Origin of the sequence: Bacillus sp. B1-b2 (assembly GCF_009183415.1) — a bacterium.
Classification (GTDB): Bacteria; Bacillota; Bacilli; order Bacillales; family Cytobacillaceae; genus Niallia.
Genome location: NZ_WEHU01000010.1, coordinates 132859 through 145292, shown reverse-complemented (window position 1 = coordinate 145292; position 12434 = coordinate 132859). Strand labels below are relative to the sequence as shown.

At 33.8% G+C, this 12434-nt stretch carries 13 protein-coding genes and 1 pseudogene; 7 read left to right on the top strand and 7 right to left on the bottom strand.

The window, feature by feature from the left end; genetic code table 11:
• Nucleotides 1-50 precede the first annotated feature (50 nt).
• The 5 genes from F9279_RS11945 (at nt 51) to F9279_RS11925 (ending at nt 4359) form a co-directional block, all read left to right on the top strand.
• Nucleotides 51-719, top strand: a complete 669-nt coding sequence (locus F9279_RS11945; protein WP_152113279.1) for a PepSY domain-containing protein — start codon at nt 51-53, stop codon at nt 717-719.
• A gap of 185 nt (nt 720-904) precedes the next feature.
• The gene (locus tag F9279_RS11940) at nt 905-1585 is read left to right on the top strand and encodes a response regulator transcription factor (RefSeq protein ID WP_152113277.1); all 681 of its coding nucleotides are present in this window, start codon (nt 905-907) and stop codon (nt 1583-1585) included.
• Nucleotides 1582-2982 carry a HAMP domain-containing histidine kinase gene (locus F9279_RS11935; protein ID WP_152113275.1) on the top strand — a complete coding sequence of 467 codons (1401 nt, stop codon included), beginning with the start codon at nt 1582-1584 and terminating at the stop codon, nt 2980-2982. The genes F9279_RS11940 and F9279_RS11935 overlap by 4 nt, the downstream gene beginning before the upstream one ends.
• A gap of 167 nt (nt 2983-3149) precedes the next feature.
• On the top strand, nt 3150-3950 hold the full coding sequence (gene lgt, locus F9279_RS11930; RefSeq protein ID WP_152113273.1) for a prolipoprotein diacylglyceryl transferase: 801 nt from the start codon (nt 3150-3152) through the stop codon (nt 3948-3950).
• A 4-nt stretch (nt 3951-3954) separates the two neighbouring features.
• Entirely contained in the window at nt 3955-4359 is a 405-nt protein-coding gene (locus F9279_RS11925; protein ID WP_152113271.1) for a YidH family protein, read from the top strand.
• A gap of 227 nt (nt 4360-4586) precedes the next feature.
• Here F9279_RS11925 and F9279_RS11920 read toward each other — a convergent pair whose 3' ends face one another.
• Together F9279_RS11920 and F9279_RS11915 are read right to left on the bottom strand one after the other, a co-directional pair.
• Nucleotides 4587-5945, bottom strand: coding sequence for an MATE family efflux transporter (locus F9279_RS11920; RefSeq protein ID WP_152113269.1), 1359 nt, complete (start codon nt 5943-5945; stop codon nt 4587-4589).
• Nucleotides 5946-5956: 11 nt separating this feature from the next.
• Nucleotides 5957-6226: a metal-sensing transcriptional repressor gene (locus F9279_RS11915; RefSeq protein ID WP_152113267.1), complete on the bottom strand. Its 270-nt coding sequence runs from the start codon at nt 6224-6226 to the stop codon at nt 5957-5959.
• Between the two features lie 165 nt (nt 6227-6391).
• Here F9279_RS11915 and F9279_RS11910 point away from each other — a divergent pair, with 165 nt between their 5' ends.
• Nucleotides 6392-6949, top strand: coding sequence for a TVP38/TMEM64 family protein (locus F9279_RS11910; RefSeq protein WP_152113266.1), 558 nt, complete (start codon nt 6392-6394; stop codon nt 6947-6949).
• A 142-nt stretch (nt 6950-7091) separates the two neighbouring features.
• Here F9279_RS11910 and F9279_RS11905 read toward each other — a convergent pair whose 3' ends face one another.
• From F9279_RS11905 to F9279_RS11885, 5 genes and pseudogenes are all read right to left on the bottom strand, one after another.
• Nucleotides 7092-7658: a YdhK family protein gene (locus F9279_RS11905; protein ID WP_152113388.1), complete on the bottom strand. Its 567-nt coding sequence runs from the start codon at nt 7656-7658 to the stop codon at nt 7092-7094.
• 183 nt (nt 7659-7841) lie between these two features.
• A complete protein-coding gene (locus tag F9279_RS11900; RefSeq protein WP_152113264.1) occupies nt 7842-8294 on the bottom strand; it encodes a putative iron-sulfur cluster-binding metallochaperone in 453 nt (150 codons plus the stop codon).
• Nucleotides 8294-8703: pseudogene (merR, locus tag F9279_RS11895) on the bottom strand (Hg(II)-responsive transcriptional regulator). The gene F9279_RS11900 and the pseudogene merR overlap by 1 nt, the downstream one beginning before the upstream one ends.
• Nucleotides 8704-9347: 644 nt before the next feature.
• The gene (locus F9279_RS11890) at nt 9348-10292 is read right to left on the bottom strand and encodes a cation diffusion facilitator family transporter (RefSeq protein ID WP_152113262.1); all 945 of its coding nucleotides are present in this window, start codon (nt 10290-10292) and stop codon (nt 9348-9350) included.
• Nucleotides 10293-10310: 18 nt separating this feature from the next.
• On the bottom strand, nt 10311-10643 hold the full coding sequence (locus F9279_RS11885; RefSeq protein ID WP_152113260.1) for an ArsR/SmtB family transcription factor: 333 nt from the start codon (nt 10641-10643) through the stop codon (nt 10311-10313).
• 323 nt (nt 10644-10966) lie between these two features.
• Here F9279_RS11885 and F9279_RS11880 point away from each other — a divergent pair, with 323 nt between their 5' ends.
• Nucleotides 10967-11143, top strand: coding sequence for an aspartyl-phosphate phosphatase Spo0E family protein (locus tag F9279_RS11880; protein ID WP_152113258.1), 177 nt, complete (start codon nt 10967-10969; stop codon nt 11141-11143).
• Nucleotides 11144-12434: the final 1291 nt, after the last annotated feature.

The following is a 12434-nucleotide window of genomic DNA, read 5'->3' as shown; positions in this document are numbered from 1 at the left end:
GGCTTAAGATAAGGATGTACCACAGTTTAACAATATGAGGAGGAAGACAAATGAAGAAAAAGTTTATAGTACCAGCATTGGCAGCAGCAATTATTGGAGGAGGAATAGCAGGGACTGCTCTAAATACCTCAGTATTTGCAGCAAGTGCAGACACTAGTAATAGTAAAGTAGAGGTAACAGATGAACAGGAGCAGCAGCAATTGGCTAAAGAAGCAACCATCACTAAGGAAGAAGCGATTTCAGCCGCATTAAAAGAGGTTGCTGGAAAAGCAGCAAAGACAGAACTTGAAGACGAAGATGGAACCGTTGTTTATGGTGTTGAAGTTACTGACGATCAAGGAAAGAACCAAGATGTAAAAGTAGACGCCAAAACAGGCAAGGTTTTAAAAGTAGAGGCAGATGACGAAAATGAAAAGGCTGATAAGGAAGAAAAAGAAGATAAGGATAGTGAAGTTTCCGATGAACAAGAGCAGCAACAATTAGAAAAGGAAGCAAAAATTTCGGCTGAAGAAAGTACAACCATTGCTTTAAAAGAAGTAAAAGGCCAAGTAACGGATACTGAACTTGAAGATGAAGATGGAACTGTTGTTTATGGAGTTGAAATAACAGACGACCAAGGAAAGAAACATGATGTAAAAGTAGACGCCAAAACAGGAAAGGTCTTAAAAGTTGATTTGGATGATGAAAATGATTCCGAAAGTGACAGCGAACAAGAGTAAAAAAGTAAATTGAAATAGGGTCCTACTTGCTTGTAGCAAGTAGGACTTATTGATTTTATATGAGCCACTAATTTCAATTAAAATGCATTTTGTATCGTAACCTTATTTTTTGGTTTAAGATAATAGTGTCATTTTAATCAAATCTTGAAGGTAATGCAAAATAGACAAAGAAACGTTTGGAGGTCATGAATTTGGATATTTTAGTGATTGAAGATGAAGAAGCACTATCAGAATTTATCGTTCTTGAGTTAACGCATGAGGGATACAATGTAACGGCTGCTTATGACGGTAGAGAGGGGCTTGAACTTGCATTAGAAAGAAATTGGGATGTGATCCTTTTAGATCTAATGCTGCCAAAGTTAAACGGTATCGAAGTTTGCCGAAGATTAAAGGCAGTAAAGGATATTCCGATTATTATGATAACGGCAAGAGATAGCGTAATGGACCGGGTATTAGGGCTGGATAGTGGCGCTGATGATTATATCCCAAAACCATTTGCGATTGAAGAATTACTAGCGAGAATTAGAGTCATTATGAGAAGAGAAGAAAAACGAAATGATTTGCCTACCTTGCTTTTATCATTTAAAGATTTAGAATTAAATATTGAATCAAGGTTATTAAAAAAAGGCGAACAATTGATAGAATTAACGAAAAAGGAATATGACTTATTGTTTATGTTTATGAAAAATATTAATCGTGTCCTAACAAGGGAGGTTCTCCTAGAAAATATTTGGGGTTATGATGCAGAAATTGAAACAAATGTCGTTGATGTTTATGTAAGACATCTTAGAAATAAACTAGATTCTGTAGATAAGGAAAATTATATTCAAACGATGAGAGGGATGGGGTATGTGATGAGAGAATGAGAAACGTAAAAGATTTAATTCCAAAAAGCATTAATATTAAATGGAAATTAACCTTATGGGCTGCCCTTTTAATGCTATTTTTATTTTTTTCTTATAATATTTTGCAGTATTTTGTCATTCAGAACTGGGTAGTTAATCAAGAAAAACAAACCATTCATAAAAAGATGGACGAAGTAACCGCGTACATTCAAGATTCAAATTTTAAGGGGAATGTTTCGGAAAGTGAACACTATTTAGACGTTCTGAACGAAAAATATCAACTGATAAGGATTGTGAAGGAAAACAATTCTCCACTATTTACGATATCAGACGAGGTACCACAAGGTTGGGTATCTCCGAAAAACGTAACAAAAGAGGAACTGGTGGAATTTTCTCCAAAAGGAGATCGTTTGTTGATATTTAGGAAGCCAATCGAAGTAAATGGTTTTAAAGGAACAGTAGAAATAGTTCGTAACTTAGAAAACTTTGATAGTTTGATTAATCAAATATTTATGTTGGTTATCGTCGCAGGACTGGTTGCTATTCTTCTTAGTTTAATCGGCGGCAGACTTATTTCCTTTCAACTACTAAAGCCAATTAATTCAATGATAAGAACAATGAAAAGAATAAAAGAGAATGGACTAAAAGAAAGGGTTCTAATTAACAAGCAACGAGATGAAATGACAGAGTTAGGAATTATGTTTAATGAATTAATGGATAACTTAGAGAAGTCATTTCAGCAGCAACAACAATTTGTAGAAGATGCCTCTCATGAATTAAAAACACCGTTGTCCATCATACATGGACATTTATCGCTTATCAATCGTTGGGGGAAGGATAATCCAAAAGTTTTAGAACGCTCAATTGATTTAAGTTTAAATGAAACCAACAGACTTATTCACCTAGTTTCGGAATTATTGACTCTCTCAAGAGCAGAAGAATCCACTACAAATATGAACTCATTGGAAGAAGTCAAAATGAAGGAGATTATGGAAGATATTGTTGAAAACTTTCAAACAATAAATAATGATTTTAAAATATCCTCCACTATAGATGTTGACACCGATTTTACTATAAAAATACTGAAGAGCCACCTTGAACAAATCATGATCATTTTATTGGACAATGCCACAAAATATTCAACAGATGAAAAGGTCATACAGATTAATGTAAGAAATACAGACAAAGAATTGACAATTGAGGTAAAAGATTATGGAATGGGTATCCCGAAAGAAGAATTACCTTTTGTGCTCAATCGCTTTTATCGTGTGGATAAAGCAAGAAGTAGGAAACATGGTGGGAATGGGCTAGGATTATCGATTGCAAAAAGGTTATTGGACATTTATCAAGGAACCTTGGATATCGATAGTGTGTATGGGAAATGGACGAAGGTTCAGATTACTTTTCCACTAGATTAATAAGAAGTAATACTCCTTTGTTATATCAATTTCTATACAAGAAAATGAGAATTTTGTATTTTAACGTGAACGGATTTTATATAATAAGGAACGGAAAATTTCAAATTCTTCTAGATAATTATTGTGTTACTATAGAGGATAGAGAAAATAATTGTGGGGAGGTAAATATGACTGATAATGTACAACCGTTAAACCCAATTGCCCTTGAACTTGGACCAATATCCGTTCATTGGTACGGTATTATCATTGCCTGTGGAATTATACTAGGGTTATGGATAGCGACACGAGAGGCCAATCGTTTAGGATGGGATAAAGATATTATAATTGACTTTATTATGATTGCTGCACCAGTTGCAATCATTTGTGCACGAATTTATTATGTAGCATTTGAGTGGGAGCATTATTCACAATATCCGTCTCAAATTATTGCCATATGGCAAGGTGGAATTGCCATACACGGTGCGTTGATTGGTGCCGTTTTAACCGCAATCATTTATACAAGAAAGAAAAATATTTCTTTTTGGAAACTTGCTGATATTGTTGCGCCAAGTTTGATTCTTGGACAAGCAATTGGTCGATGGGGAAATTTTATGAACCAAGAGGCGCACGGTGGGGAAACAACAAGAGCATTTTTGGAAAGCCTCCATCTACCCAATTTTATTATCAATCAAATGTTTATTGATGGAACTTATTATGTACCGACCTTTCTTTATGAATCTTCATGGGACCTATTAGGATTTGTTATTTTGTTTTTTGTACTTAGAAGGTTAAAGTTGAAGAATGGCGAATTATTCTTAAGTTATCTTGTTTGGTATTCCATCGGAAGATTTTACGTTGAAGGTTTACGAACCGATAGTTTAATGCTGACATCACAACTACGTATTGCCCAAGTTGTCTCTTTGGTATTAATTGGAATCGGAATAATCATATTTGTGTATCGAAGACTCAAGATACGTACTTCAGGGTGATGATATGAATACAAAACAAATAGATAAGCAGGAAAAAAGGTCCTTAATAAATGAAAATAATCAATTAAAGTATGCTCAACAGCATTTAGCGAACGAAAGAACATATTTGGCATGGATAAGAACTGTAGTTTCAATTGTTGGTGTAGGGTTTCTAACAACAAGTTTGCATTTTACGATTGGTGTTAGAAGGAATCCAACTATAGATATGATTAGTATAATTTTAGGGATATTTGCATGTATTCTTGGAATTGCAGTCATTCTTTTAGCAACGAAAAATTACACTAAAAAGAAACTCCAGATTTTCGAGGAAAGGTTCAATCCCTCGAATACTCAAATAACGATGGTCTCCACTCTTATGATTATTTTAATAATCATGGTTATAATCTACTTCTTATTGATAAAGTTTTAAAGTGCTAAGGGGTCTAATAATCTTTAGTAATCTTCTATAGTGAGGTATGGGAAATAAGATAAGAGGGGGCTTCCCTACAAGTGATTTGTTATGACTTATGGGAAGCCCTATTTGTTTCAAAATTAATGGAACTGTACCTGTACCTTACCTTTTGTTTGTACCTATAAAAAATTACTTCCTTTACCATGTTCTATATAGGATATGAACATAAGTCTTCCAAGGGTTATTTATTTAACAGTTAGTTCTGTAGATCTAACCCATTTATTATTGTGAATTTTAAGGAAAAGCAGAATTGCCCTGAATAGGTTGTCTAAACCTATTGCGATCCATATTCCAGCGATACCCATTCCAAGCCATACACCTAATACATAAACACCAACGGTCCGAAGAAGCCAAATGCCAATTGTTGTGAGATAGAAGGGATATTTAGAATTTTCCGCACCTTGGAAAGCCCCTGTAAGGATAAGAACAATGGCTAGAATTGGTTGAATAAATGCGTCAATCTTTAATGCGATTGTAATTTGTTGAATTACAAAGACATCATTGGTAAAGAATGAAGCAGTCCACTCACCGAATACAAATAAAAACAATCCGAAAATTGACATGACTCCTATCCCTAATAAAGTAGAATAATAGGCTATTTTTTTTGCTAATTCATATTGCCTAGAGCCTAACACTTCTCCAATTAAAGTGGTTGCCGCTGTTGCAAAACCATAACCTATCATATAGGAAAAAACCTCTATATTACCTGCAATTTGGTGAGCCGCAAAAGTATTAGTCCCAAGTTGAACTATAAACCCAAAGTATAAAACCTGCCCAATTCTCATTGCTAAGCGTTCTGCCATGGCTGGGGTCCCAAGTTTGATAAGTTCCTTTTGTTGCTCTTTATCCCAACTCCACTTTGTTAAATTTAAAACATTCCCGATTTTTGATTTTTTTACATGGATAATAAGTAAGATTACTCCTACTAGTCTAGCGATAACTGTCGCCCACGCGGCTCCAGCAAGACCAAAGGAAGGAATCAACCAAAAGCCAAAGATAAAGACGTAGTCCAAAATAATGTTAATAATATTAATAAATATAGTTACTTTCATTGGTGTTTTGGTATCTTTAGTTCCTCTTAGTATACTACTTAAACCAAACATTAAAGAAATTAGTACAGAGGGTATTGCAACAATTTTAAAATATATAACACCTTGGTCCAATACGGTTTTTTCTATGCCCATAAGTTTCAGAAGTGGTTCAGCAAACAAAAAAGTAATGATTCCAAATAATAGTCCTATTATCACACTTAATAAAATTGATTGTTTGGCCACTTTTCCTGCTTTTTCAATTTGATTTGAACCTATATATTTTGCAATATAAACATTAGTAGACACGCCAATTGACATAAATATTGCTAAATAAATTGCAAGTATGGCATTTGTCACTCCTACCGCAGTAACTTCATTAATCCCAATTTGGGACACAAAATATGTATCAACAAATCCTAATATAGTTTGAAAGAAATTTTCAACAATAGCAGGTGCAGCGAGAACAACAATCATTTTTAAGATATCTTTTTGAGAGTATTTAGTCTCAACCATTGGGTTTCTCCCTATCTTATAAATTTGTCTATGGCATCATTTAAATCCTTTAATACTTCTTTATCCCCCTTTATTATTGCTTCGGTGACACACCCTTCTAAATGGTCTTTTAATATCAGTTTTCCGCAATTATCCAAAGCCGAACGTATAGCCGCTATTTGTATGAGTAAATCGCTACAATCACGGTCCTCCTTGGCCATCTCTTTTACTGAACGAACATGTCCTTCAATTCTTGCTAGACGGTTAACAATACTTTTTCTATGTTTATGGTGACTAGACATTTTTTCCTCCTCATAACCCCCTAGGGGGGATATTTTATATAAAAAGTTTAGGGGAATATATATAAAAGGTCAACTAAATATTTATAAGATGGGGAAGAAAATAATTTTTAGATACTATAAAATATAAGTAAAGAAACAAAAAGTGAAACAAGTATGGGGGTCAAAATGGAAGAACAAATACTTTTTTACTTTGAGAAGTATGCTAGTTTTGCAATTTTAATAAGTTTATTAATTAATATCTTTATTAGCCTTGCTGGTGTTATCCCAAGTGTGTTTTTAACCGCTGCAAATATTATTTTTTTCGGTTTTTGGTACGGTCTAGTTATTTCATTTGTGGGAGAGGCATTAGGTGCAATTGTTTCTTTTTATGTGTATCGGCAGGGTTTTAGGAAATTACCGAAGACAATTTCTATGGAAAGGATTCCAAAGGTCAAAAGATTATTAGAAGTAGAAGGAAAAAAAGCCTTTCTTCTTATTCTTACCTTGAGGTTGCTCCCGTTTATCCCATCGGGGTTAATTAATATATTTTCGGCTATGGGAAAAGTATCTTTAATACTATTCTCACTTGCCAGTTCACTTGGGAAAATACCTGCACTAATTTTTGAAGGATACTCAGTCTTGCAAATTACCGAATTTACATGGCAGGGGAAAATCATATTAACTGGGATTTCCATATACCTTTTGTTGTACCTGTTAAGGAAGATTATCAAGGGAAATTCATAACAAAAACTATTAAGTATCTTAAAGGGTACAAGTCATTATTTGTGGACTTCAATGGAAAGAAAAGCCTATGATTTAAATTGACCACAGAAAAAGAGCAATTCCAATCTGCGAAATATGCTCTTTCTATTGTTCTTTATTAAAATTACTCATTTTCAAGTGGTGCTAGTTCGCTTTCTGTTACCCATTTATGATTGGTCACCTTTTCTCCACCAGTAGTTGGAGTATAGTCAATCATATAAACAGTTGTCTTTTCGGCTGAATCAATTTTAGCAGTTGCACCATCCATTCCTGACATATGTGAAGCCTCTAAAGTTACCTCTGCGCCGGGTTGTAATGGTTTTGCACCTGCTTCTGGAATTTCTTCATGGATAACCCATTTGTGATTTGTTACTCCTTCTCCACCAGTAGTTGGGTTGTATGAAACAGCATATGCAATGGTATCATAGGCACCGACAACTGTTGCCTCTGCACCCTTCATGCCTTCCATATGCCCTTCTTTAATAATCAATTTACTTCCTACCTTATATGTTGGGTTTTCTGCTGTTTTTAGATTATTAGGAACTTCACCTGAACTAGAGTGATCCATATTTGCATGATCCATTTGAGTACTTTCATCTGAAGTTGTCCCTTCATTTGCCTTTTCCTTGTCAGTGTTACCACCACATGCAGAAAGCGTAAACACAATAATCAATGAACCTACAAGAAACATTATTTTTCTTCTTTTCACTATTTCTCACCTCAAAGAAAGATTTTAATGAACTTACCAACGAATGTCAAAAACTGGTTCCGTTTTGTTTCTTGGTGTTCTCTCAATTCTGATTCAACTTTTATTTTAAATTTTCATAGAGTTATTTAAGTAAGCACCTCATTGTTGAACGTTATATTATAGTTCTTAGGATAATTCTCTGATATACGCTGTTACATTACCTAAACAGCAACTACCTTGTGGATTGTTAACCTCACACCCACAGCGGTTTTCTTTTATGTTTTCACGAATATGTTCTACAATAAGGTCTTTTTTCACATATTCCTTTATTTTATATTTAGTCCAATCAAAACAATAACAAATAGGTGTTCGTGGCGATTCATCCTTTTGATGCACTGGAACCTTTATATCTGATGTAAGATACTTTTTATTATTAGCATCAAAATAGACTACGTTACAGTCTATTGTCGAACAAAAATAGTGATTTTCATTTGCACTTAATGTTTCTAATGCAGATGGTTTAAGTAATGATTTTAATGTTATTAACTGCACCTTTTTACCTTTACAATTACATAACCTACAGATTCGAACATTACTTTCTGTTTTCACTTCTTTAGAGTTACTGCAACAATTTTCCATTATTCATCCACCTTTTCTACGTTCATTATAGTTTCTATAATTGGGCATTCATATAGAGATTTTTCATCAGGACAGCATTCTTTCAATACTAAAAGCATAAGTTCTATTCTTTTTAAGTCTTTAATCTTTATTTGTACTTCATTAGTTTTTTTACTACAAAATCATACATTTGCACACATCGATCATCATCTTTATCAACAACTCCAAGTAATTTATGAATTTCAGATAAAGAGAAACCTAATTCTTGCATTCGCTTAATAAACCGTATGCGATCAACCGTTTCTTTTGGATATATCCTATAACCAGAACCTGTACGAGATGGCTCTGATAATATCCCCATCCTTTCGTAATAACGTATCGATTCTTTATTTACACTACATTTTTCAGCAAGTTCACCAATAAGATACATTACTATTCACCTCTCAGTAAATTATAAACCCTGTACCATAGTACAGGGTAAACCTTGTTTTAATATTTTCTTGGAAGTCTTAAAAATCCAAACAGATTTTTATTGCCGTTTACTCTTTTTATTTGAAAAAATAAGGCTGACATAATGTTTAGCGGTAAACTTATTTTCATAAATAGGCGTAACCGTTTTGTATTTATGTCAAACTATAATAAAGGTTGATGTATGAGAAAAAGGTCCTCACGAAGCCTCGTGAGTGGAGTTTGCTCAGTAAATGGGATATGTTAATGAGTTTATTTAAAGTAGAACCGTGGTCGTATTGAGGTGTCCCTAAGGCTAAGATTTCCCATAAGGGTTAATTAACTACCCTTAAATTGACTATACATATTTCCATATATTATTTATGACCCAAATTTCTTTACTTGATATTTTTAGTACTAGGAAGAATTGTAGGATATAAAAGAAGAATTTAAAACCCAGATACGCTTTTCATATATGAAAAGCGTATCTGGGTTTTAAAAGTTGAATTTAGAAAATTTTATAGTACATGAAAATTATTTAGCCAAAGTGTAATTTATCCTAAACTGTTTCTCATTTTATTTGGTATTAAGCGTTACGTTTTTCGTTAATTAAAATTGCAATAACCATTAGTGATGGTGGTGTCCAGATGAATTCGCCTTAGCGTTGCACAAAATCGTATCTTCATGCTGATGGGAAGTCGTTTCTAATTGGATCGTCATATGGTGAATATTTTTGTGTTCAAGGTCGTGTTCGATTTGATGGATCAATTGTTCACTTTCAGCAATGGACATTTGTTCATCTACAACTGCATGGCAGGATAGCGCATTTAATCCGCTTGTAATCGACCAAACGTGCAGGTCATGAACACTATGAATTCCTTCTTTATTTTGGATTGTTTGAATCACGTCATCCACATCAACATTTTGTGGTGTTCCTTCCATCAGGACATGGAGTCCAGATTTCGTAACATAGTAGCCGCTGCGTAATACGAGTGCAGCAACAATGACACTTGCTAGTGGGTCTGCCCAGCCCCAACCGAAGAACATGATGAGCAGTGCAGCAATAATAGCGCCAATGGAACCAAGCATATCGCTCATTACATGCAAGTATGCACCACGCATATTCAAGTTCTCTTCTACATCCCCACCGCGCATCATAATCCACGCAACAAGAATATTGATCAGTAAACCAATTATAGCGATGATTAACATACCAGTTGAAGCAACTTCAGGAGGATTTAGAAAACGCTGGATTGCTTCATAAAAAATATAAATTGCAATTAATACGAGTGTCACTCCGTTAAGAACTGCCGCTAATATTTCAAATCGTTTATATCCGTATGTTTTACTATAGTTGGCGGTTTTCTCCCCAAGTGTAAAGGCCAATAATGCAACCCCAAGTGATATGGCGTCACTTAACATATGTCCTGCATCAGATAATAATGCAAGGCTGTTGGTAATATATCCCCCAATTGCTTCAATAACCATATAACTTGTAATTAGAATAAAACTTATTAATAACGTCTTTTTATTGGCACCATGTGAGTGGTCATGTCCATGATCGTTTCCCATTTTAAGTTCCCTCCTAAATTAATGATGTGAAGCATGCTCAATTGCCTGCTTCAGTAAATTCATGACGTGAAGGTCATCTTCTGAATAATACAAAGTTGTCCCTGCTCTTCTATATTTGACTAATCTTAAATTTTTTAAGAAACGTAATTGGTGAGAGACACTCGGTTGGCTTAATTTTAACGTCTCAGCAATATCACTGACGGAATGCTCCCCTGTACATAATAAATTTAAAATGCGAATTCTAGTTGGTTCGCTTAACGCTTTAAACGTTTGCGAAACGACAAACAACGTTTCTTCATCCAAATGCTGTGCACCCTCATTAAGGGTATCTCCAAGACTTCGCTTCTCCACTTACCTATTCACCTCTCTATAAAATCTAAAATTGTATATATGAACATATATTCATATTTAAATATAAAGACTATTATATTCTTCACTGAATGTCAATAAAAAAAACTATTTAATTTCAGTCCAGTATATGGGATGTAATCACGGGGTTTTTTAATATAGAACTGTGGTCATTTTGTCTAATTACACATAATCGCGAAAAAATTCATGCAATTGAATTGTGAATTTAATTACAAATTTTGTCGAAAGCCTTTAAAAAACCTATAATTTTATAGATAATTAGTTTTGGGTAAATGGACCCGAAATAAAAATTAAAGAGGTTTCTAATGTATTCGATTATGAACTCTAATGATTTATTAAATGAAATAAATAGACTTAGGAAAGAAATGATTTACACAGGCATGAAAAAGGGATTATCTAATGCTGATACTATTTCCTGTAGTAAAAAACTTGATGAATTAATAATTAAATATCAAAGGAAAAACAACTTCAAAAAAATATAAACAATTAACCAATAGTATATAAACTTTGACAGTTCGTTAAAGTTTAATAAATTTCTGAAATGATCAAAATTTCCTTAGTTTGTTAGTAATATATATATGCGAAGATCAATTGACCAGAAATTAAAACAACATTTATCGGCTACTTCCTGTGATATTTTTTGTAACTTTTTTAATAATGATATTACTTTGAACTATTGACACTCCGGCGGCAAATGTTGCAAGAATTAAAAGTAGGAAATAATTCCTTTTATTAAATCTATTGGCATTTTTAATGATTTTTTGTGTTTGAACAACGGAAGTGCAAAATGCCAATACAGTCTCGAATATGTTAAGGCAAGAGAGTCTTAAATACAATATAAATTCTCCTACTATACAGGTTTAAATGTCCCAACTTTTTTAAGTTTTGGTAATACCAATATTCCAATACATACCAAAAAGCATATGAAATTACCGTCCAATTAACATTCCAACCGTTACCATAAGTTACTTTTCCCAAAAATTAAAATAAAAACCAAACTCGTTAATTGTAAACGCAAGGACACTACTAAATGCACCGATAAAAAGTATTATTCTTTTGTCTTGTTTACAAAGATGAAAAACCCCGACAACCCATGGTATAACCAATGCCTATATTACATTTAAAAACATTTATCAATTCCTTTTTATTAAAGTTTTCTCTGTATAGTTACTGTGTATTTTTCTAAAAAATTATACGCCTTTTTTGGCGGACAAAATATGCTTCCGGTTTTAAAGTAAGAAATAACGAGATATGCAGTGCTTCGAATTGAAAAGAGGTGGGGACTGAATCATCTTGCTTTTTTTGTTTAGGAACGCCCCAACAATGTTGTATATATGTTTAAGTAAAATAAAGTTTGCAGAATGAGAAAAAAGTTCGCTTAAGAAGAAAAAAGTTTGCATAGAGTCTTGTGAGTGTATCCAGAGTTGGGTATATTCATGGGACTTTTTTATGTTTATTGTGGGTTAACAAAGGTCTTCGTGGGGATCAAAGTTCCTTGCGGGTTGAGGGAATTCATTCATAAGTAAAGTATATGGGCGTTTATATCCCACTGAATGAGGAGCACTGGAACTTACCCCAATTTAGGGAAGCGCACGTCCAGCAACATATACTATTCCCAAATAAGTTCTTCGCTCTTAAAAATCCCACGAGGTAAGGGAATGGTGGTGTTATAGCGAAACCGTAGGGTACAGTAGAGTGCCTCATCATTCAAGGGAAGTCCACGTCCATCAAGGTATATCATGCTTCAGACATAAGTACTCGCCCATAAAGAAA